Source organism: Salmonella sp. SAL04157 (assembly GCF_046551635.1).
Lineage (GTDB): Bacteria > Pseudomonadota > Gammaproteobacteria > Enterobacterales > Enterobacteriaceae > Salmonella > Salmonella enterica.
Genome location: NZ_JBGDVS010000008.1, coordinates 17,758 through 39,986 on the forward strand (window position 1 = coordinate 17,758; position 22,229 = coordinate 39,986).

A 22,229-nucleotide genomic window follows, 5' to 3' on the forward strand; every position below is an offset into this window, starting at 1 on the left:
CAAGAAGCGTAAATATTTCTTCCGTAGCAAAAATAAGCTAATCATTATTTTTAATGCATTGTTTTTACAGTAATAATTTTATTTCAGACGAAGGTCATTGAAAAATGATTAGAAAAATAAAATGTGAGATAAATGTTATGGAAATGACGTGCTGATAAGGTTTATCTTAAAGGAGAAGTGAGAGGGACCGTAAGGCTATATGGAAGCCTTGCCATAGACAGGAGGTATTATAGATGATCTATTTATGGACATTTCTTGCAATAAGTATACTTGCCGTGAGTGGCTATATCGGTCAGGTGATGGGGGCTTTTTCTGCGGTTTCTTCTTTTACGGGAATGGTTATCCTTGCCGCGCTGATTTATTTACTCAATGTATGGCTGCAGGATGGCGATGACATCGTTAGCGGATTATTGCTTTTTCTCGCACCGGCATGTGGGTTAATTATTCGCTTTATGGTGGGATACGGTAAGCGTTAGTCAGTACATACCCTTCATACTTCAAGTTGCTTATGTGTTGGCTACGGATTACTCGACCCATCCATGGGCCTCGCCCTGACGGGCCGTCGCACGCGACGTTCAAATCTGCTCCCGGCAGATTTGTCGCTCACCCCAGTCACATCGTTATCTATGCTCCTGGGGACTCACTCCCTTGCCGCCTTTAAGCAACTCGAATTATTTTGGGTATATACGATGTCAGCGAATAGATAGCGCCGACAATGTCGGCGCTTCTGTTCCCCGGGAAGGCTAATCGTTTATTGCGCGTCCGCAAGCTGCAGCGAGTCCTGATTATGTAACGCATTCTGGCGCTGACGTTCTAGTTCCAGCGCGCCGCGATGGGAGAGGTAACAGAATAGAATGCAGCATACGATACCGCCCATCAGAAGATAAAATCCGCCGTACCAGCCCAGTTTATCCACCATTACGCCAAACAGGCTGGTGCCCAACGAGGCGCCGAAAATATAGCTCATGAACCCACGTAATCCGACGGCGGAACCTACGGCAAAGCTGGGGACTATCTCCATTGTCTGTACGGACGCGAGGAATTGCGGGACGTAAATCAGACAACCTACAATGGCGGCGAAAATCGTTACCATCAGCAAAGATTCACTTTTCCAGTATCCGATCAGACAGACAAAAATCAGCGCCATGCAAATCATGGCTAACGGCATTCTGCGGCCCTTAAACAGTTTATCTGACAGCCAGCCTGCCAGTAGCGTAGAGGGAATCGCCGCCCATTCGAAAAAGAGAAACGCGACGCTCATCTGTTCTTTTGAAAAGTGTTTTACTGTCAACAGATAGATAGGCAACCAGCTAATCATGCCAAACCGCACCATATAGACGAAGACATCCACCAGCGAAATATACCAGGCATTTTTATTGCGCAGCACATAAGTACAGAAGATTTGCCATGCGCTCATATTTTCCGGCGCTTTTGCCGTATTCTTCGTTTTCAGTACGACTTTTTCTTCCGGCATCATCTGTTCCAGGGAGGGAAGACCTTCTTCGCGCGGCGAACCTTTTCCCAATACCAGAACAATTAAGGCAAAAATGACGGCGACGCAGGCCGGAACGATATAACTGGCGCTTTGCCAGTGTTCGCTGCCCAATATCGCAAAAGCCGCACCGACGATAGGCGCGACGATCCCGCCGCCAACGTTATGCGAGATATTCCAGAAGGCGCCTACGCGTCCGCGTTCCCGGCGAGGGAACCAGTTTGCAATGGTAATAAACGAGGGGCCGACGCCCATGCCCTGAAAAAGGCCATTGAAGACCACCAGAGCGGCAAATATCCAGAATGCGCTACTGAATCCCAGCCCAACGTTAACAATCGCGCAGAGTACCAGACCGCACGCCATGAAGACTTTTGGGCTGGCTTTATCCGCCAGACTGCTCATTACGCCTTTACTGATTCCGTAAGCAATAAGCATACAGCTACTCAGCAGGCCGATTTGCGTAGCGCTGAGATCCAATTGCTCTTTTAAATAAGGCGTCGATAATGTGAAGTTGTTTCTGACTATATAGTAAGCGAGATATCCCAGAAATACGCTTAACAATGCCTGTATACGATATCGACCATACGTAGCCTGGACTTTTTCCGGTGGGACTTTATGCGCCGATTGCCCTGTTTTTAATATTGTTAACATGGAGTCACCTGTATTTTATAGTGAGATGAACATCAGGAGGTTTTGTCGGTAGAGTGAAAGGAGTGACAATAAAATTCAAGTCGAAGAAATGTGTCAAAATTGACTCAATTGGGTGAATTTAAAGGTTATTTTTGACCCATCCTGAAGGGTGTGGTGAAACTTTAATTATTGGCATGGCCGTTTTATCGTTAGCATGTGCGGATATTAACAAATTTGCTGCCAGTGATCTGATACGCTTTATTGATGTTTTCGGGCGACGGACCCGTTATTATTCAAATAACGTTGTTCTGGATGCTAACAGAAATAAAAGGGTAAGTTTTGTCTCAATATTTTCTTTATGTGATATCGATATTTATGAACGGGATCACAAATCGACTTTTCTCATGCTGTAGTCGTTTCGCCAGAGTGGGCGCTTTTACGCTATGGCTGGCGGCAATGTTCGGTTCTTGCCAGGCGTACAGCCGCGAGCTGGTGATGGCAACGACCTTTTCACCCAGCGCGACCGCCTGGATTATCCAGCGCTGGCAGACGGAGCCGGGTTCCGTCATGATTCGTACGCTCAACCGTACCAGCGGTTCTTTAGAGCAATTACTTGATACGGCAAATGCGGAAAATGTCGATCTGATCCTGACGTCATCCCCCATGCTGTTGCAACACCTTCAGGAGCACCAAAAGCTGGCGCTATTGGATAGCGCGCCTGCCGCCAGCCAGAAGCTGGTGCCGCGTTCTATCCGCTCAACTTCAGTGGCGGTAGCGGTATCCGGATTTGGGCTATTGATCAATCGTTCAGCGCTCGCTGCGCGCCATCTTCCGCCGCCTGCCGACTGGCAGGATATGGGCCTGCCCAGTTACCAGGGCGCTCTATTAATGAGCAGTCCGTCACGCTCAGACACCAATCATTTGATGGTGGAGTCGCTGTTGCAGCAAAAAGGCTGGACGGCAGGGTGGGCGACGCTGCTGGCAATCTCGGGTAATTTGGTCACGATTTCCTCTCGCAGTTTCGGCGTAGCGGATAAAATCAAAAGCGGGCTTGGCGTTGCCGGGCCGGTCATTGATAACTATGCTAATTTGCTACTTAACGATCCTAATCTTGCTTTTACCTATTTCCCGTATTCTGCGGTGTCGCCCACTTACGTCGCGGTGTTGAAAAACAGCCGTCATGCAGACGAAGCGCGTGCTTTTATTCATTACTTATTAAGTCCGAAAGGGCAAAGGATACTGGCTGACGCGAATACCGGTAAGTATCCCGTCGCACCGCTTAGTGCCGATAATCCTCGCGCCGCGCAACAACAGCGTTTGATGGCACAGCCGCCGTTGAACTATCGTCTGATCCTGAAGCGTCAGCAACTGGTACAACGCATGTTTGATACCGCGATCAGTTTTCGTCTCGCGCAGCTTAAAGATGCATGGCGAGCGTTGCACAGCGCAGAAACGCGGCTTAAACGCCCCTTACCTGAAATCAGAGCCTTATTGACCAGCGTCCCGGTGGATGCGGCAAGCAGCGAAGATGAAACCTGGCTGGCGCAGTTTGATAATAAAAGCTTTGCCGAACAAAAAATGATGGAGTGGCAGATCTGGTTTCTGAACAATCAGCGGCTGGCGATTCACAAACTGGAAGAGCTGAAATGAAGGGGAGATTATTGCAACGGCTTCGTCAGCTCAGTATCAGCAACAGTTTACGGGGTGCATTTTTAACGGGCGCATTACTGACGCTGATTGTCAGTATGGTCAGCCTTTATTCCTGGCATGAGCAAAGTTCGCAGGTTCGCTATTCGCTTGATGAATATTTCCCTCGCATCCATTCCGCTTTTTTAATTGAGGGGAACCTGAATCTGGCCGTGGATCAACTCAATGAATTTTTGTTGGCGCCGAACACGACGGTACGTTTGCAGTTACGTACGCAGATTATTCAGCATCTGGATAAGATTGAGCGTCTCAGTCAGGGGCTTCAGCTTGCTGAGCGCCGGCAACTGGCCGTCATTTTACAGGATAGCCGGACCTTGCTGGCGGAGCTGGACAACGCCCTCTACAACATGTTTTTGGTGCGGGAGAAAGTTAGCGAGCTTTCCGCTCGCATTGACTGGCTCCATGATGATTTCACCACGGAGCTAAATTCGCTGGTACAGGATTTTACCTGGCAGCAGGGGACGCTGCTCGATCAAATTGAGGCGAATCAGGGCGATGCAGCGCAGTACTTGCAACGTTCGCGCGAGGTGCAGAACGAGCAGCAACAGGTATATACCCTGGCGCGAATTGAAAATCAGATTGTTGACGACCTGCGCGACAGATTGAATGAGCTCAAGTCCGGCAATAATGACGGGATGCTGGTGGAGACCCATATTCGCTATCTGGAAAACCTAAAAAAAACGGCGGATGAGAATATTCGTGCGCTCGATGACTGGCCCAGTACGATCACGCTGCGGCAAACCATCGACGAACTATTGGAAATCGGGATGGTAAAAAATAAGATGCCCGATACCATGCGCGATTATGTTGCGGCGCAAAAAGCCTTACTGGACGCCAGCCGCGCCAGAGAGGCTACGCTAGGGCGCTTTCGCACGCTGCTTGAGGCGCAGTTAGGTAGTAGTCACCAGCAAATGCAGACGTTCAATCAACGCCTGGAACAGATTGTCCGCGTTAGCGGCGGGCTTATTTTAGTGGCGACGCTCCTGGCGTTGTTGCTGGCCTGGGGACTCAACCACTATTTTATCCGTTCCCGGCTGGTAAAGCGTTTTACCGCGCTTAATCAGGCTGTGGTACAGATAGGGCTGGGGAGAACCGACTCGACTATCCCGGTTTACGGGCGCGATGAGCTAGGACGGATAGCCCGTTTGCTACGTCATACGCTGGGCCAGCTCAATATGCAACGCAGGCAGCTTGAACAAGAGGTCGCCGAGCGCAAAGAGATAGAAGCCGACCTGCGCGCCATGCAGGATGAGTTGATTCAGACGGCGAAACTGGCGGTAGTCGGCCAGACCATGACCACGCTGGCGCATGAAATTAACCAGCCGCTGAATGCGCTTTCAATGTATTTATTTACGGCGGGACGCGCGATTGAACAAGGTCAGAGCGGACAGGCGAGAAATACTCTCACCAAAGCGGAAGGGCTCATTAACCGGATTGACGCCATCATCCGTTCGCTGCGGCAGTTTACCCGCCGGGCGGAGCTGGAAACGCCATTGTATCCCGTTGATCTGCGCCAAACTTTCGTGGCGGCATGGGAGTTATTGGCCATGCGCCACCAATCCCGGCAGGGAGCGCTTTCACTGCCAACCGACACCGTATGGGTTAGCGGCGATGAAGTGCGTATTCAGCAGGTTCTGGTGAATGTACTGGCGAATGCGCTTGACGCCTGTTCGCATGATGCGGCGATCGCGGTGACGTGGCAGACGCAGGGAGAGGCGCTGGAGGTTTATATTGCAGATAACGGCCCTGGCTGGCCTGTGGCGCTGTTGCCCTCTTTACTCAAGCCATTTACTACCAGTAAAGCTGTCGGATTGGGTATTGGGCTGTCGATTAGCGTGTCGCTGATGGCGCAAATGAAGGGCGACCTGCGTCTGGCGTCGACGCTGACGCGTAACGCTTGCGTGGTGCTGCAATTCTCGGTAACGGATGTCGATGATGTTGAATGATGAATGTTCTATTTTGCTGATTGATGATGACGTTGATGTACTTGACGCCTATACCCAAATGCTTGAGCAGGCAGGCTACCGCGTGCGTGGCTTTACCCATCCTTTCGAGGCCAAAGAGTGGGTAAAAGCGGATTGGGAGGGGATCGTTTTGAGCGATGTATGTATGCCGGGGTGTTCCGGTATCGATCTTATGACGCTGTTTCATCAGGATGACGATCAACTGCCAATCTTATTGATTACCGGACATGGCGATGTACCGATGGCGGTTGATGCGGTGAAAAAGGGCGCCTGGGATTTTCTGCAAAAACCCGTCGATCCGGGCAAGCTGTTGATATTAATTGAAGACGCGCTACGCCAGCGCCGGTCGGTCATTGCACGGCGGCAATATTGCCAGCAGACGTTACAGGTTGAACTGATTGGGCGCAGCGAGTGGATGAATCAGTTTCGACAACGGTTACAACAACTGGCGGAAACGGACATTGCCGTATGGTTTTACGGTGAGCATGGCACTGGACGTATGACTGGCGCCCGTTATCTCCATCAACTGGGGCGTAACGCGAAAGGGCCGTTTGTACGCTATGAACTCACGCCGGAGAATGCCGGGCAGTTGGAGACATTCATCGACCAGGCGCAAGGAGGTACGCTGGTGTTGAGTCATCCCGAATATCTGACACGCGAACAGCAGCACCATCTGGCGCGTTTACAAAGCCTGGAGCATCGGCCTTTTCGTTTGGTGGGCGTTGGCAGCGCTTCGCTGGTGGAGCAGGCGGCAGCTAACCAGATTGCGGCCGAGCTTTACTACTGTTTCGCCATGACCCAAATCGCCTGCCAGTCTCTTTCTCAGCGACCGGATGATATCGAGCCGTTATTTCGCCATTATCTTCGAAAAGCCTGCCTGCGACTCAATCATCCCGTGCCGGAAATAGCGGGGGAATTACTGAAAGGAATAATGCGACGCGCCTGGCCAAGCAATGTGCGCGAACTGGCTAATGCGGCAGAGCTTTTTGCTGTTGGCGTGCTGCCGCTGGCGGAAACGGTCAACCCGCAGTTGCTTCTTCAGGAGCCGACCCCGCTTGACCGGCGCGTTGAAGAGTATGAGCGACAAATTATTACCGAAGCATTAAATATTCATCAGGGACGAATTAATGAAGTGGCGGAGTACCTGCAAATTCCCCGTAAAAAACTTTATCTGCGCATGAAAAAATATGGTTTAAGTAAAGAGCATTATAAATTCTGATATTACAGTTACTTTCAATCTGGCTGACAACATCAGCAACGATGTCGTTAGCCAGATAACGCCGCATCACCGTAATGGTAAATCATTCCATCATGATTATAGCTTGCTTATTATTCTCCTGAGCATCGAATTCTATTTCTTAACTTCAATATAAAGTAAAAATGCGTCAATTTCTCTGGCATAATAAATGTACTCTTGTCCGACGATTTGACAAGATGAAAACTTCATTACCTCTCCAGATTACATCTGAATATGAGGACAAGAGAAATGAAAAAACATGCTATTGCAGTAATGATGATCGCCGTATTTTCTGAGTCGGCTTATGCGGAGTCTACCTTATTTATTCCGGACGTCTCTCCTGAGAGCGTCACGACATCCCTTTCTGTGGGGGTGTTAAATGGTAAATCCAGGGAGCTGGTTTATGATACCGACACCGGGCGGAAGCTGAGTCAACTGGACTGGAAAATAAAAAATGTCGCCACGTTGCAGGGGGATTTATCATGGGAACCCTATTCGTTCATGACGCTGGACGCCCGCGGCTGGACGTCTTTGGCGTCGGGATCGGGTCATATGGTTGACCATGACTGGATGAGCAGTGAGCAGCCTGGCTGGACCGATCGTTCAATTCATCCGGACACCAGCGCCAACTATGCTAATGAATACGATTTGAACGTGAAAGGTTGGTTATTGCAGGGCGATAACTACAAGGCGGGCGTAACAGCGGGCTATCAGGAAACCCGTTTTAGCTGGACGGCAAGAGGCGGGTCTTATATTTATGATAATGGTCGGTATATTGGTAATTTTCCTCATGGCGTGCGCGGCATAGGTTATAGCCAGCGTTTCGAAATGCCCTATATCGGGCTGGCGGGTGATTATCGTATTAATGACTTTGAGTGTAATGTACTGTTAAAATACAGCGACTGGGTAAATGCGCATGATAATGACGAACACTACATGCGCAAACTTACCTTCCGTGAAAAAACGGAAAATTCACGATATTATGGCGCTTCTATTGACGCCGGATATTATATTACCAGTAATGCAAAAATCTTTGCTGAGTTTGCTTACAGTAAATATGAAGAAGGTAAGGGCGGTACGCAAATCATAGATAAAACCAGCGGTGATACGGCTTATTTTGGTGGCGATGCCGCAGGTATAGCTAATAATAACTATACGGTTACCGCGGGGTTGCAGTACCGCTTCTAGACCACATCAGGATGTCATCGGTCATAACCGGCCGATGACGACTTTTTGCTGAACGTATGGCATGTCCGGTGATATTGCATAGGGGCAATAAAAGCAACATGAAAGGGGAACCGCTCGAAAGGTTATGCAGCAAGAAGAGAATGTCCTGGGTATCAATGGTGTCCCCTGCAGGAATCGAACCTGCAACTAGCCCTTAGGAGGGGCTCGTTATATCCATTTAACTAAGGGGACAACGCGCCGCCAGTATAGCGTTTTTTATTCGCCGGAGTAAGTGTAGCGCCGCCTGACTGGTTAAACCGTCGCCACTCAGCGCTGTTTTTCCGCTTTTTTCCGCTCCCGTTCCAGGCGCTCGCCGCGTAGCCTCGCTTCTTCCTTACGCTTATTGCTCATATCGTTGCGGATCTGCGCGTGGCTCATCAATGCGAAAATAAAGGTGCCGCCGCAGATATTTCCGGCAAGTGTGGGAAGGGCGAAGGGCCAGAGAAAGTCGCTCCAGGGCAGCGTGCCGTTGAAAACCAAATACAAAATTTCAACGGAACCGACGACAATATGGGTGGTATCGCCCAGCGCGATAAGCCAGGTCATCAAAATAATGACCACAATTTTTGCCCCGCCTGCAGCAGGAAACATCCATACCATTGTGGCGATGATCCAGCCAGAGATAATCGCGTTGGCAAACATCTCCGTTGGGCTATTTTTCATGACCTCCATACCAATTTTGACAAAGGCGTCGCGGGTCTCTTCATCAAATATAGGCATATATTCAAATGCCCACGCCGCAACCCCGGTGCCAATAAGGTTGCCCAATAAGACTACGCCCCATAAGCGCATCAGCAGGCCAACGTTACTCAGAGTGGGATTTTGCATTACCGGCAATACGGCAGTAACGGTATTTTCAGTAAATAATTGCTGGCGGGCCATGATGACAATGATAAAACCAAAGGTATAGCCGAGATTTTCCAGTAAAAAGCCGCCGGGAACGCCTTCAAGCTGCACGTGGAAAATTCCTTTCGCCAGGAGTGATGCCCCCATAGAAAGTCCTGCGGCAATGGCTGACCAGAGCAAAGCCATCGCATCGCGTTCCATCTCTTTTTCACCATCCTGGCGAATATGTTCATGAATCGCCATGGCGCGGGAAGGAAGACGATCTTCATCCACCTCAATCTCTTTACCGCTTTGTTTTTCTTCGCTTTCAACTTCCAGGTCACTGCTGTGCCGGTTAATTTTATCGTCGTTAAGGCTATCCATGATGATCCCTGCTGATTAACACATATTAATAAAGCGTAGCGGTTTTTCATTTACCCAGGCCGGGGCATTCTCCGAAAAAATAAAAATGATCACGCTCGTTTTTATCTGTTTCGTTAGAATGGGGCCGTCACGTTGTTGCGTTACCAGGCTATGCTCAGAGCAATGAGATCGCGCATATAGACATCGTTTGACGTGCTGTTAAAATCGCTCACACCTAAACAGGCGGATACGGTAGCGTTCCGTCATGGATGGCAATCAGCGATAGCCATAATTCACAGGGAGACATCTATGAAGCTTCGCCTGTCGGCGCTGGCGCTGGGAACCACACTGCTGGTCGGGTGTGCGAGTTCCGGTACAGAACAGCAGGGGCGTTCAGACCCATTTGAAGGGTTTAACCGCACCATGTACAACTTCAACTTTAATGTGCTGGACCCGTATGTTGTTCGGCCGGTCGCGGTCGCCTGGCGTGATTATGTTCCACAGCCTGCGCGTAACGGTTTAAGTAATTTCACCGGCAACCTCGAAGAACCGGCGATCATGGTGAACTATTTCCTGCAGGGCGATCCTTATCAGGGTATGGTGCATTTCACCCGTTTCTTCCTGAACACCTTATTAGGGATGGGCGGCTTTATTGACGTCGCGGGAATGGCGAATCCTAAGCTGCAGCGCGTTGAACCGCATCGCTTTGGCAGTACGCTGGGCCATTATGGCGTGGGGTATGGGCCTTATATGCAACTTCCGTTCTACGGCAGCTTCACGCTGCGTGAAGATGGCGGGGATATGGCGGATACCTTGTATCCGGTGCTTTCGTGGTTGACCTGGCCAATGTCCATAGGAAAATGGACTATCGAAGGGATAGAAACCCGCGCGCAGTTGCTGGACTCCGATGGTTTGCTGCGCCAGTCTTCCGATCCTTATATTATGGTGCGCGAGGCGTACTTCCAGCGTCATGACTTTATCGCCAATGGCGGAAAACTCAAGCCGCAGGAAAACCCGAACGCGCAGGCGATTCAGGACGAACTCAAAGAGATCGACTCGGAATAAACGGCAGTAAATAAAAAGGTGAGCGCAATGCTCACCTTTTTGATCCGTTTCAGAAAGAGATTAGAACGCGTAGTTAAAGTTAGTACCGAACAGCCAGGCTTTCCCTTCAGATTCAAACTGATAAGGGCCTTCATTAATTTTCACGCTCTGACCATGCATATAAGAGACGCCAACGTCGACAGACGCATCTTTATTAAAGGCGTAAGTCGTACCGGCGCTCAGCCAGAAACGGTCCTGGTCCGGAATAGAGATAGAACGGTTTTGCGCTGGTACCGGGCTGTCATCGAAGGCGATACCGGTACGGAACGTCCAGTTGTCATCGTAGTAATAGGTGGTACCCAACGCAATGCGGTAAGCGTCTTTAAAGCCTTCATGCTTCTCAAAGAGCGTATCGCCAGCGGTCGATTTTGCCTTCAATTCCTGGAACTGGCTCCAGCTGGTATAGGCCAGGCTATAGTGGATGGCCCACTGTGGCGCCACACGGTTATAACCGGACACTTCCCACATTTCCGGCAGATTCAGCGTCAGGTAGCCTGACTGCGTCGCGCCACCGGTTGCCGTTGGGATAGGCAGGTTAAATCGGTTTATAGCGATGGGAAGATCGCTACTGTAGTTGCCTTTAAAGTCAATTTTGACTTCCGAGCGGTAGGTCAGCGCGTAGCGGTTATTTTTATCCAGTTCATAAAGGATACCGGCATTCCAGCCAAAGCCCCACTGATTACCGTTCAGGTGGGCAATCTTGGTGTCGCTGGGAATCTGACCCGCGACCGGCGCCAGCGCCGGATTCTGTGCCGCGACCAACTGGCCTAAATCGCCCGCAAAACGTTCGATTTTCGCGCGCGCGTATACCGCATCAAAGCCAAGGCCGAAGCTCCAAGCCTCATTTAAGCGATAAGCGCCGCTTAAATTCAGGTTCATGGTTTCAAGATCGGTCGTACCGCCAACCGAGCCGCCGGCGTATGTGTCGTTAAACTCTGTCGCCAGACCATAGTTAGAGGTAATAGAAGCCCCCCAGCCAAACTGATCGTTAATCGGGGCGACAAAATGGACGTTCGGCACCCAGGCCGTCGGCGCGATGTTATCCGCATCTAACGTCCGACGAGATGGCGATGTCCCGCTAATATTAACATCAGGATCAATATAAACCGCGCCCGCTGAAAACGTCGGGCGGTCAAACATGGTAATTAACGCCGGGTTGCGGCTAACGTTACCTGCATCATCTGCGATTGCGCCTTCACCCGAATAGGCCCGGCCAAGGCCAGAGGAAGAAAATTCGTTTAACTGAAAGCCTGCAGACCAGGCCTGGGTGGAGATGATTGCCACTGCGACTGCGAGAGCAGACTTTGTAAACAGGGTTTTCTGGCTCATGACCATAACCTCATTGATTATTTTTATACAAACTATGTTACATGCTGTAACAGGAGCGCGAAGTGTAGGGTCTGCGGTACGACTTAGAAATCAGACCAGTGGCGAGAGTATAGGTCTGACCAGCTAGAATGTTGCAAGTATGTTTATAAGTTTTTTCAATTGTGATCTTAGAAACGAGATCTGGCTGGCAAAATCGGCGGGCTTAACGGTCACCCGATCGCGCGATTTTTGTTTTAGATCATTTTTAAGTGTGATTTCGGTCACTTAACGCGTTTCCCACCATTAACGACTGGAGAGGCGAATGCCGGGAGCGTAAAATATCCCCATCGTTTATCTGGCACCCTGGGTGCAAATACAGAGGAAATCTACAATGAGTAAATGCAGTGCTGATGAAACCCCGGTTTGCTGCTGTATGGACGTTGGAACCATCATGGACAACTCCGATTGCACCGCGTCATACAGCCGCGTATTCGCTACCCGCGCAGAGGCTGAAGAGACGCTGGCGGCGTTAACCGAAAAAGCGCGTAGCGTGGAGTCTGAACCTTGCCAAATTACGCCAATCTTTACCGAGGAATCCGAAGGCGTTCGTCTGGATATTGATTTTGTTTTCGCCTGCGAAGCAGAAACGCTGATCTTCCAGCTCGGCCTGCGTTAATCCGTTCATTCACGACGCCTCCGTCATCATCTGGCGGAGGCGTTTTCTTTTTTTGTCGCTTCCCTTCACTGTGCCTTAGCTCCCACTTTCTTTTCTCTCTGCTTGGCTAAATGTAAAAAATTGGTTAAGACTGTGATCAGGTCAGACCACTAATTTATTTTTTTACAGGGGAGTACTATGCGTCAGGCTTTACCGTTGGTCACCCGCCAGGGCGATCGCATTGCAATTGTCAGTGGGTTACGAACCCCCTTCGCTCGTCAGGCCACTGCATTTCATGGTATTCCCGCTGTTGATCTCGGCAAGATGGTGGTAGGCGAGCTGCTGGCGCGCAGTGAAATTCCAGCCGATGCCATTGAGCAACTGGTTTTTGGTCAGGTAGTACAAATGCCGGAAGCGCCCAACATTGCGCGCGAAATTGTGCTGGGTACGGGGATGAATGTTCATACCGATGCCTATAGCGTAAGCCGCGCCTGCGCCACCAGTTTTCAGGCGGTAGCGAATGTGGCGGAAAGCCTGATGGCCGGCACGATACGCGCGGGTATCGCTGGCGGCGCAGATTCGTCGTCGGTACTCCCAATAGGCGTGAGTAAAGCCCTGGCGCGGGTACTGGTTGATGTCAATAAAGCCCGGACGACCCGCCAACGGCTGACGCTTTTTTCTCGTCTGCGCTTACGCGACCTGCTGCCCGTTCCTCCCGCCGTCGCTGAGTATTCCACCGGTCTGCGCATGGGCGATACCGCCGAACAGATGGCGAAAACGTATGGTATTACGCGTGAACAGCAGGACGCGCTGGCGCATCGTTCACATCAGCGCGCCGCGCAGGCATGGGCGGAGGGCACACTGGCGGAAGAAGTGATGACGACCTATGTGCCGCCGTATAAAAACCCCTTTGCAGAAGACAACAACATTCGCGGCACCTCCACGCTGGCGGACTACGCTAAACTGCGTCCCGCTTTTGACAGAAAACATGGCTCCGTGACCGCCGCCAATAGTACACCGCTGACCGACGGCGCTGCCGCCGTTATTCTGATGACCGAATCCCGCGCTAAAGAGCTGGGGCTGCACCCGCTTGGTTATCTGCGCAGCTACGCCTTTACCGCTATTGATGTCTGGCAGGACATGCTATTGGGGCCGGCCTGGTCAACGCCGCTGGCGCTGGAGCGGGCCGGGTTGACGATGGCCGATCTGACGCTTTTTGACATGCATGAAGCGTTTGCCGCCCAGACTCTGGCGAACTTACAACTGCTGGGCAGCGAACGATTTGCCCGTGAGGTGCTTGGTCGTGCGCAGGCGACAGGGGAGGTGGATGACGCTAAATTCAACGTGCTTGGCGGCTCAATCGCCTACGGGCATCCTTTTGCCGCAACGGGCGCGCGGATGATAACCCAAACGTTGCATGAATTACGGCGTCGGGGCGGAGGTTTTGGCCTGGTCACAGCCTGCGCGGCTGGCGGTCTTGGCGCGGCGATGGTTCTGGAGGCGGAATAATGACTACCACATCAGCTTTTATGCTTAACGTGCGTCTGGATAATGTCGCGGTTGTCGCTATTGATGTCCCTGGAGAAAAGGTGAACACCCTGAAAGCGGAGTTTGCCGCGCAGGTACGCGCCATCCTGAAGCAGATCCGGGAAAATAAAGCGTTGCAGGGCGTTGTTTTTATCTCAGCCAAAGCAGATAACTTTATTGCTGGCGCTGATATCAACATGATAGGTCACTGCCAAAATGCGCAGGAAGCGGAAACGCTGGCGCGTCAGGGGCAACAACTGATGGCGGAGATCCAGGCGTTGCCTGTTCCGGTTATCGCCGCCATTCATGGCGCCTGTCTGGGGGGCGGCCTTGAAATGGCGCTGGCCTGCCATCGACGTATCTGTACCGATGACGTTAAAACTATTCTCGGACTGCCGGAGGTACAGTTAGGGCTTTTACCGGGATCGGGCGGAACGCAGCGTCTTCCGCGGCTGGTGGGGGTCAGTACCGCGCTGGATATGATCCTGACAGGTAAACAGCTTCGCGCCAGACAGGCGCTTAAAGCCGGGCTGGTTGATGATGTGGTGCCGCAAACTATTTTACTGGAAGCGGCTGTCGAGCTGGCTAAAAAAGAACGCCTGGCGCAACGGACATTACCGGTCCGGGAACGTATCCTGGCGGGGCCGCTGGGGCGCGCGCTGTTATTTCGCCTGGTGCGTAAAAAGACGGCGCAAAAAACGCAGGGTAATTATCCGGCGACGGAGCGGATCATTGATGTGATTGAAACGGGACTGGCGCAGGGCAGCAGTAGCGGCTATGACGCGGAAGCGCGCGCTTTCGGCGAGCTGGCGATGACGCCTCAATCGCAGGCGCTGCGCGCTATTTTCTTTGCCAGTACCGAGGTGAAAAAAGATCCCGGTAGCGATGCGCCGCCCGGCCCGCTGAACAGCGTGGGCATCTTAGGCGGCGGGTTAATGGGTGGCGGTATCGCCTGGGTTACGGCCTGTAAAGGCGGATTGCCAGTACGAATTAAGGATATAAATACTCAGGGGATCAATCATGCTCTGAAGTACAGCTGGGATCTGCTTGAAACAAAAGTACGCCGCCGCCATATCAAAGCCAGCGAACGCGATAAACAATTGGCGTTGATATCAGGTTCGACAGATTATCGTGGTTTCAGTCATCGTGATCTGGTCATTGAAGCGGTGTTTGAAGATCTGCCGTTAAAACAACAGATGGTGGCGGAAGTGGAACAAAATTGCGCTGCTCACACCATTTTTGCCTCCAATACTTCTTCCCTGCCGATTGGCGATATTGCGGCGAATGCGGCCAGACCGGAACAGGTGATTGGATTGCACTTTTTTAGCCCGGTCGAGAAAATGCCGCTGGTTGAGGTCATTCCTCACGCGTCTACTTCCGCGCAGACCATCGCCACGACCGTTAAGCTGGCGAAAAAACAGGGTAAAACCCCGATAGTCGTCAGCGATAAAGCCGGGTTTTATGTTAACCGAATTCTTGCGCCATATATCAATGAGGCGATTCGGATGCTGACTGAAGGCGAACGTGTCGAACATATTGACGCCGCCCTGGTAAAATTTGGTTTTCCGGTGGGGCCAATCCAACTTTTGGATGAGGTAGGAATCGACACGGGCACTAAAATTATTCCTGTGCTTGAGGCGGCGTATGGAGAACGTTTTAGCGCGCCTGCAAATGTTGTCGCTTCAATTTTGAATGACGATCGCAAAGGTAGAAAAAATGGCCGCGGTTTCTATCTTTATGGCGAAAAAGGGCGTAAAAGCAAAAAACAGGTTGACCCTGCTATTTATAAGCTTATTGGCGTGCAAGGGCAGAGTCGACTATCTGCGCAGCAGGTGGCAGAGCGCTGTGTCATGTTAATGCTTAACGAAGCGGCGCGCTGTTTCGACGAAAAAGTGATTCGCAGCGCGCGCGATGGCGATATTGGCGCCGTGTTTGGTATCGGTTTTCCGCCGTTCCTCGGTGGCCCGTTCCGCTATATGGATGCTCTCGGGCCGGGTGAAATGGTGGCGACATTACAGCGCCTGGCCGCACTTTACGGTCCTCGTTACGCGCCTTGTGAACAATTAGTGCGCATGGCGGAGCGCAGGGAGCATTTCTGGACGAATGGGGAAACTGACCAGGGAAATTGAGGTCAAAGAGAATATGAATCCGCACTGAATGCCTCCTTAATGGCGAAATAATAATCAAGGATTGACTATACTTACGCCATTGAGGTAAAAAACAGCGTTTCATTCGGTGAATGGATAAGGCACAATGCCGGCCACCGCATTTTTGCCGCAGCCAATAGGGGCATGTGGTAAGCGTGTTGGTGAAACTGGTTAACAAAAGCGGTGCAATATGCAAGTTTTTATCATGCGTCACGGCGACGCAGCCCTCGATGCCGCCAGTGATTCGGTTCGTCCCTTGACCCCTTGTGGGTGTGACGAGTCTCGCCTGATGGCGAACTGGCTGAAAGGTCAAAAAGTGGATATCGAACGTGTTCTGGTGAGTCCGTTTCTTCGGGCCGAACAGACGTTAGATGTGGTCGGCGATTGTATGAATCTGCCGGCTCAGGTGGATGTCCTGCCGGAGCTAACGCCCTGTGGCGATGTCGGTCTGGTCAGCGCCTACCTCCAGGCGCTGGCCAATGAAGAGATCGGATCGGTGCTGGTGATCTCTCACTTACCTCTGGTCGGATACCTGGTATCTGAGCTTTGTCCGGGCGAAACGCCGCCGATGTTCACGACGTCCGCAATTGCCAACGTTACGCTTGATGTAAGCGGCAAGGGGACATTCAACTGGCAAATGAGTCCCTGCAATCTGAAAATGGCGAAAGCGATTTAATCTTTGCTGCCTGATGGCGCTTCGCTTATCAGGCCTACGACAGCGCTGGCTGTTCGTAGGCTGGATAAGCCGCTTGCGCCGCCATCCGGCAATTCCGCATCAGGGTAATTCGGGCGGTTGCCACTCTTCCACTTCAATCAACACCAGCAGCGCGGCGTCGCCGCCGTACTCTTTTGGTGCCTGATGAAAGGCCATCACATGCGGATGCTGCGCCAGCCATAACGGCGTTTGCTGTTTCAGAATATGTTTACCGTGTCCATGCATGACGCAGGCGCAAAAAATATGTTCCCGACGGCAGGCGGCAATTAGCGCTCCCAATTCCTGCTTGGCCTGAAGCTGCGTTAAGCCGTGTAAATCCAGAAACAGTTCTGGCGAATAGTCGCCGCGGCGCATTTTTTTTAGCTCGAAATGGCTGACATCTTCACGGACATACTTTACCGGCCCTTCCGTATTGAGCAGCGGCTGGAACTCATCAGAAAAATAGTGGCTGGCGTCCGCCTGTTCCTGAATTAACCTTCGGGTAGGGACTTCCGTGATTTTCTTGCGCAGTGGCCGATGGACGATAGTATCCTGTTTAATCTTTCGGGTGCCGACCATCAGCTGACGGAACAGCGCCTGGTCCTCCTCGCTGAGCGATGTTTTCTTTTTCATTCGTGGGTCTCGTCTGATCTTTTGCCTTAGTTTACCCGACCCGGAGGATATCCGAACGGTCAAAACGGATTTTTCGTATTCTCCCGCCGCGTCAATGCTGATTTATCCCTGTCTTCGTGGCAAACTAGCCGCCGAATTTAATGCGAGCATGCCCTGGAGGAATACGTGGATAAAATTTTCGTCGATGAAGCAGTAAGTGAACTGCATACCATTCAGGACATGTTGCGCTGGGCGGTAAGCCGCTTTAGCGCGGCGAATATCTGGTATGGACACGGTACCGATAACCCGTGGGATGAAGCGGTACAACTGGTGTTGCCGTCTCTTTATCTGCCGCTGGATATTCCGGAAGATATGCGAACCGCGCGGCTGACGTCCAGCGAAAAACACCGCATTGTCGAGCGAGTGATTCGTCGCATTAACGAACGTATCCCGGTCGCCTACCTGACCAATAAAGCCTGGTTCTGCGGCCACGAATTTTATGTCGATGAGCGCGTGCTGGTGCCGCGTTCGCCCATTGGCGAGCTGATTAATAACCACTTCGCCGGCCTTATTAGCCAACAGCCGAAATATATTCTGGATATGTGTACCGGTAGCGGCTGCATCGCCATCGCCTGTGCTTATGCTTTCCCGGACGCAGAGGTTGATGCGGTCGATATTTCGCCGGATGCGCTGGCTGTCGCCGAGCATAACATTGAAGAACACGGTCTTATCCATCACGTGACGCCAATCCGTTCCGATCTGTTCCGCGATCTGCCGAAAGTTCAGTACGATCTGATTGTCACTAACCCGCCTTATGTCGATGCGGAAGATATGTCCGATCTGCCGAACGAATATCGCCACGAACCTGAGCTGGGGCTGGCGTCCGGCACTGACGGCCTAAAATTGACCCGCCGTATCCTGGGGAATGCGCCGGATTATCTGTCCGATGATGGCGTTCTGATTTGTGAAGTCGGAAACAGCATGGTACATCTGATGGAGCAGTATCCGGATGTGCCGTTCACCTGGCTGGAGTTTGACAACGGCGGCGATGGCGTCTTTATGTTGACCAAAGCGCAGTTGCTCGCGGCCCGTGAACATTTCAATATTTATAAAGATTAAAACACGCAAACGACAACAACGATAACGGAGCCGTGATGGCAGGAAACACAATTGGACAACTCTTTCGCGTAACCACTTTCGGCGAATCACACGGGCTGGCGCTTGGGTGTATCGTCGATGGCGTGCCGCCCGGCATCCCGTTGACGGAGGCCGATCTGCAGCACGATCTCGACAGACGCCGCCCAGGCACCTCGCGCTATACTACTCAGCGCCGCGAACCGGATCAGGTAAAAATTCTCTCCGGCGTGTTTGATGGCGTGACGACCGGCACCAGCATTGGCCTGCTGATTGAAAACACAGATCAGCGCTCGCAGGACTACAGCGCGATTAAAGATGTTTTTCGTCCGGGACACGCGGATTACACCTATGAGCAGAAATACGGCCTGCGCGATTACCGTGGCGGTGGACGTTCTTCCGCGCGTGAAACAGCGATGCGCGTAGCGGCAGGGGCGATTGCCAAGAAATACCTGGCGGAAAAGTTCGGCATCGAAATCCGCGGCTGCCTGACCCAGATGGGCGACATTCCGCTGGAGATTAAAGACTGGCGTCAGGTTGAGCTTAATCCGTTCTTTTGTCCCGATGCGGACAAACTTGACGCGCTGGACGAACTGATGCGCGCGCTGAAAAAAGAGGGCGACTCCATCGGCGCGAAAGTGACGGTGATGGCGAGCGGCGTGCCGGCAGGGCTTGGCGAACCGGTGTTTGACCGACTGGATGCGGACATCGCCCATGCGCTGATGAGCATCAATGCGGTGAAAGGCGTGGAGATCGGCGAAGGATTTAACGTGGTGGCGCTGCGCGGCAGCCAGAATCGCGATGAAATCACGGCGCAGGGTTTTCAGAGCAACCACGCTGGCGGCATCCTCGGTGGCATCAGTAGCGGGCAACACATTGTGGCGCATATGGCGCTGAAACCTACCTCCAGCATTACCGTGCCGGGACGTACGATCAACCGGATGGGTGAAGAAGTCGAGATGATCACCAAAGGGCGCCACGATCCGTGTGTGGGGATTCGCGCAGTGCCGATCGCAGAAGCCATGCTGGCGATCGTGCTGATGGATCACCTGCTGCGCCATCGGGCACAGAATGCGGATGTAAAGACAGAGATTCCACGCTGGTAAGAAATGAAAAAAACCGCGATTGCGCTGCTGGCATGGTTTGTCAGTAGCGCCAGCCTGGCGGCGACGCCGTGGCAGAAAATAACTCATCCTGTCCCCGGCGCAGCCCAGTCTATCGGTAGCTTTGCCAACGGATGCATCATTGGCGCCGACACGTTGCCGGTACAGTCCGATAATTATCAGGTGATGCGCACCGATCAGCGCCGTTATTTCGGCCACCCGGATCTGGTCATGTTTATCCAGCGGTTGAGTCATCAGGCGCAGCAACGGGGGCTCGGAACCGTCCTGATAGGCGACATGGGGATGCCTGCCGGAGGCCGCTTTAATGGCGGACACGCCAGTCATCAGACCGGGCTTGATGTGGATATTTTCTTGCAGTTGCCGAAAACGCGCTGGAGCCAGGCGCAGCTATTGCGCCCGCAGGCGTTAGATCTGGTGTCCCGCGACGGTAAACATGTCGTGCCGTCGCGCTGGTCGTCGGATATCGCCAGTCTGATCAAACTGGCGGCACAAGACAATGACGTCACCCGTATTTTCGTCAATCCGGCCATTAAACAACAGCTTTGCCTCGATGCCGGAAGCGATCGTGACTGGCTACGTAAAGTACGCCCCTGGTTCCAGCATCGCGCGCATATGCACGTGCGTTTACGCTGCCCTGCCGACAGCCTGGAGTGCGAAGATCAACCTTTACCCCCGCCGGGCGATGGATGCGGCGCTGAACTGCAAAGCTGGTTCGAACCGCCAAAACCTGGCACCACAAAGCCTGAGAAGAAGACACCGCCGCCGTTGCCGCCTTCCTGCCAGGCGCTACTGGATGAGCATGTACTCTGATGGACAATTTTTATGATCTGTTTATGGTCTCCCCGCTGCTGCTGGTGGTACTGTTTTTTGTCGCCGTACTGGCAGGATTTATTGATTCTATCGCCGGGGGCGGAGGGCTGCTCACTATCCCTGCGCTGATGGCCGCCGGGATGTCGCCGGCAAATGCGCTGGCGACCAATAAATTACAGGCGTGTGGCGGCTCCCTCTCATCTTCGCTCTATTTTATTCGCCGTAAAGTGGTAAACCTGGCGGAGCAAAAGCTCAATATTCTGATGACGTTCATTGGCTCGATGAGCGGTGCGCTGCTGGTGCAGCACGTGCAGGCGGATATTTTGCGCCAGATCTTGCCTATCCTGGTGATTTTCATCGGCCTCTATTTTTTATTGATGCCGAAGCTGGGCGAGGAAGATCGCCAGCGCCGCCTGTATGGATTACCGTTCGCGCTGATAGCCGGGGGATGCGTCGGGTTTTACGACGGTTTTTTCGGGCCTGCCGCCGGGTCGTTTTACGCTCTGGCGTTTGTCACCTTATGTGGCTATAACCTGGCGAAATCCACGGCACATGCCAAAGTGCTTAACGCTACCTCCAACGTTGGCGGCCTGCTGTTATTTATCATCGGCGGCAAAGTGATCTGGGCGACGGGCTTCGTGATGCTGGTTGGTCAGTTTTTAGGGGCGCGAATGGGGTCGCGTCTGGTGTTGAGCAAAGGCCAAAAACTTATCAGACCGATGATCGTTATTGTCTCGGCGGTGATGAGCGCCAGGTTACTTTATGATAGCCACGGACAGGAGATCCTCCACTGGTTGGGGATGAATTAATGAACAGTACGCACCATTACGAACAGTTAATTGAGATTTTTAACGGCTGCTTTGCCGAAGAATTTAATACCCGTCTGATTAAAGGCGACGACGAACCGATCTATCTTCCTGCTGACGCGCAGGTACCGTACCACCGCATCGTCTTTGCGCATGGGTTTTACGCCAGCGCGCTGCATGAGATTTCTCACTGGTGTATCGCCGGTAAGGCGCGCCGCGAACTGGTTGACTTTGGTTACTGGTACTGCCCGGACGGACGCGACGCGCAGACCCAAAGTCAATTCGAAGACGTTGAGGTGAAGCCACAGGCTTTCGACTGGTTGTTTTGCGTGGCGGCGGGGTATCCCTTTAACGTCAGTTGCGACAATCTGGAAGGCGATATTGAGCCGGATCGCGTGGCGTTTCAGCGCCGGGTTCATGCGCAGGTAATGGCGTATCTGGAGCAGGGCATTCCTGAACGTCCGGCCCGCTTCATCAAAGCGCTACAGAATTACTATCACACGCCCGAACTTAAGGCGGAACAGTTCCCGTGGCCGGAAGCGCTTAATTAAAGCCAGCGCCACGTTTACAATGAGGAAAGAAGATGATCGCGGAGTTTGAATCACGCATTCTGGCATTAATTGACGATATGGTAGAGCACGCCAGCGACGATGAGCTTTTTGCCAGTGGATACCTGCGTGGCCACCTGACGTTAGCCATTGCCGAGCTGGAGAGCGGTGATGACCACTCCGTTGAGGCGGTCTATGCCAACGTTAGCCAAAGTCTGGAAAAAGCGATCGGCGCTGGCGAACTGTCGCCACGCGATCAGGCGTTAGTCAAAGCGATGTGGGACAATTTGTTCGACAAGGCAAAACAATAACGCC

At 52.3% G+C, this 22,229-nt stretch carries 20 protein-coding genes and 1 tRNA gene; 16 read left to right on the forward strand and 5 right to left on the reverse strand.

The genetic code is table 11. The features are described 5' to 3' along the window. Positions 1-233 precede the first annotated feature (233 nt). The gene (locus ACLJRE_RS16945) at positions 234-476 is read left to right on the forward strand and encodes a YfdY family protein (RefSeq protein ID WP_000639889.1); all 243 of its coding nucleotides are present in this window, start codon (positions 234-236) and stop codon (positions 474-476) included. 275 nt (positions 477-751) lie between these two features. On the opposite strand, the gene pgtP is transcribed toward ACLJRE_RS16945, so the two are convergent. Beyond that, positions 752-2,143, reverse strand: coding sequence for a phosphoglycerate transporter PgtP (gene pgtP, locus ACLJRE_RS16950; protein ID WP_000955747.1), 1,392 nt, complete (start codon positions 2,141-2,143; stop codon positions 752-754). Between the two features lie 435 nt (positions 2,144-2,578). On the opposite strand from pgtP, the gene pgtC reads away from it, so the two are divergent. The 4 genes from pgtC to pgtE all read left to right on the forward strand — a co-directional run bounded on the left by pgtC (position 2,579) and on the right by pgtE (position 8,218). Continuing rightward, positions 2,579-3,772 carry a phosphoglycerate transport regulator PgtC gene (gene pgtC, locus ACLJRE_RS16955; RefSeq protein ID WP_000467983.1) on the forward strand — a complete coding sequence of 398 codons (1,194 nt, stop codon included), beginning with the start codon at positions 2,579-2,581 and terminating at the stop codon, positions 3,770-3,772. After that, positions 3,769-5,775 (forward strand): two-component system sensor histidine kinase PgtB, encoded by a 2,007-nt coding sequence (gene pgtB / locus ACLJRE_RS16960; protein WP_000678493.1) that lies wholly within the window; start codon positions 3,769-3,771, stop codon positions 5,773-5,775. The genes pgtC and pgtB overlap by 4 nt, the downstream gene beginning before the upstream one ends. Next, positions 5,765-7,012, forward strand: a complete 1,248-nt coding sequence (gene pgtA, locus ACLJRE_RS16965; protein WP_000930843.1) for a two-component system response regulator PgtA — start codon at positions 5,765-5,767, stop codon at positions 7,010-7,012. Before pgtB ends, pgtA begins: the two co-directional genes overlap by 11 nt. Positions 7,013-7,279: 267 nt before the next feature. Next, positions 7,280-8,218 carry an omptin family outer membrane protease PgtE gene (gene pgtE / locus ACLJRE_RS16970; RefSeq protein WP_000716003.1) on the forward strand — a complete coding sequence of 313 codons (939 nt, stop codon included), beginning with the start codon at positions 7,280-7,282 and terminating at the stop codon, positions 8,216-8,218. 156 nt (positions 8,219-8,374) lie between these two features. Here the strand turns inward: pgtE and ACLJRE_RS16975 are convergent. Together ACLJRE_RS16975 and ACLJRE_RS16980 are read right to left on the reverse strand one after the other, a co-directional pair. Further along, positions 8,375-8,449 (reverse strand) — tRNA-Arg (locus ACLJRE_RS16975). A 75-nt stretch (positions 8,450-8,524) separates the two neighbouring features. Beyond that, on the reverse strand, positions 8,525-9,466 hold the full coding sequence (locus tag ACLJRE_RS16980; protein WP_000377772.1) for a formate/nitrite transporter family protein: 942 nt from the start codon (positions 9,464-9,466) through the stop codon (positions 8,525-8,527). A 288-nt stretch (positions 9,467-9,754) separates the two neighbouring features. Here ACLJRE_RS16980 and mlaA point away from each other — a divergent pair, with 288 nt between their 5' ends. Continuing rightward, a complete protein-coding gene (mlaA, locus tag ACLJRE_RS16985) occupies positions 9,755-10,510 on the forward strand; it encodes a phospholipid-binding lipoprotein MlaA (protein ID WP_000776787.1) in 756 nt (251 codons plus the stop codon). Between the two features lie 60 nt (positions 10,511-10,570). On the opposite strand, the gene fadL is transcribed toward mlaA, so the two are convergent. Further along, positions 10,571-11,878 (reverse strand): long-chain fatty acid transporter FadL, encoded by a 1,308-nt coding sequence (gene fadL, locus ACLJRE_RS16990; protein ID WP_001518618.1) that lies wholly within the window; start codon positions 11,876-11,878, stop codon positions 10,571-10,573. A gap of 370 nt (positions 11,879-12,248) precedes the next feature. Here fadL and ACLJRE_RS16995 point away from each other — a divergent pair, with 370 nt between their 5' ends. The 4 genes from ACLJRE_RS16995 to sixA all read left to right on the forward strand — a co-directional run bounded on the left by ACLJRE_RS16995 (position 12,249) and on the right by sixA (position 16,862). Further along, positions 12,249-12,533 (forward strand): YfcZ/YiiS family protein, encoded by a 285-nt coding sequence (locus tag ACLJRE_RS16995; protein ID WP_023136739.1) that lies wholly within the window; start codon positions 12,249-12,251, stop codon positions 12,531-12,533. A 177-nt stretch (positions 12,534-12,710) separates the two neighbouring features. Continuing rightward, entirely contained in the window at positions 12,711-14,021 is a 1,311-nt protein-coding gene (fadI, locus tag ACLJRE_RS17000; protein WP_023136740.1) for an acetyl-CoA C-acyltransferase FadI, read from the forward strand. Then, positions 14,021-16,168 (forward strand): fatty acid oxidation complex subunit alpha FadJ, encoded by a 2,148-nt coding sequence (gene fadJ / locus ACLJRE_RS17005; protein ID WP_023136741.1) that lies wholly within the window; start codon positions 14,021-14,023, stop codon positions 16,166-16,168. The genes fadI and fadJ overlap by 1 nt, the downstream gene beginning before the upstream one ends. A gap of 208 nt (positions 16,169-16,376) precedes the next feature. After that, a complete protein-coding gene (gene sixA / locus ACLJRE_RS17010) occupies positions 16,377-16,862 on the forward strand; it encodes a phosphohistidine phosphatase SixA (protein ID WP_001195801.1) in 486 nt (161 codons plus the stop codon). Between the two features lie 99 nt (positions 16,863-16,961). Here sixA and smrB read toward each other — a convergent pair whose 3' ends face one another. Next, entirely contained in the window at positions 16,962-17,513 is a 552-nt protein-coding gene (smrB, locus tag ACLJRE_RS17015) for an endonuclease SmrB (RefSeq protein WP_000730794.1), read from the reverse strand. 165 nt (positions 17,514-17,678) lie between these two features. On the opposite strand from smrB, the gene prmB reads away from it, so the two are divergent. From prmB to ACLJRE_RS17045, 6 genes are read left to right on the forward strand one after another with little or no spacing between them, the layout of a single operon-like run. Further along, on the forward strand, positions 17,679-18,611 hold the full coding sequence (gene prmB / locus ACLJRE_RS17020) for a 50S ribosomal protein L3 N(5)-glutamine methyltransferase (protein ID WP_001542329.1): 933 nt from the start codon (positions 17,679-17,681) through the stop codon (positions 18,609-18,611). A 35-nt stretch (positions 18,612-18,646) separates the two neighbouring features. Then, positions 18,647-19,732 carry a chorismate synthase gene (aroC, locus tag ACLJRE_RS17025; protein ID WP_000918457.1) on the forward strand — a complete coding sequence of 362 codons (1,086 nt, stop codon included), beginning with the start codon at positions 18,647-18,649 and terminating at the stop codon, positions 19,730-19,732. A 3-nt stretch (positions 19,733-19,735) separates the two neighbouring features. Further along, positions 19,736-20,560, forward strand: a complete 825-nt coding sequence (gene mepA / locus ACLJRE_RS17030; protein ID WP_000750429.1) for a penicillin-insensitive murein endopeptidase — start codon at positions 19,736-19,738, stop codon at positions 20,558-20,560. Further along, positions 20,560-21,369, forward strand: a complete 810-nt coding sequence (locus tag ACLJRE_RS17035) for a sulfite exporter TauE/SafE family protein (protein WP_000368599.1) — start codon at positions 20,560-20,562, stop codon at positions 21,367-21,369. Before mepA ends, ACLJRE_RS17035 begins: the two co-directional genes overlap by 1 nt. Continuing rightward, complete coding sequence (locus ACLJRE_RS17040) at positions 21,369-21,917, forward strand: elongation factor P hydroxylase (protein ID WP_001089211.1); 549 nt, start codon at positions 21,369-21,371, stop codon at positions 21,915-21,917. The genes ACLJRE_RS17035 and ACLJRE_RS17040 overlap by 1 nt, the downstream gene beginning before the upstream one ends. 32 nt (positions 21,918-21,949) lie before the next feature. Beyond that, entirely contained in the window at positions 21,950-22,225 is a 276-nt protein-coding gene (locus ACLJRE_RS17045; protein ID WP_000559749.1) for a YfcL family protein, read from the forward strand. Positions 22,226-22,229: the final 4 nt, after the last annotated feature.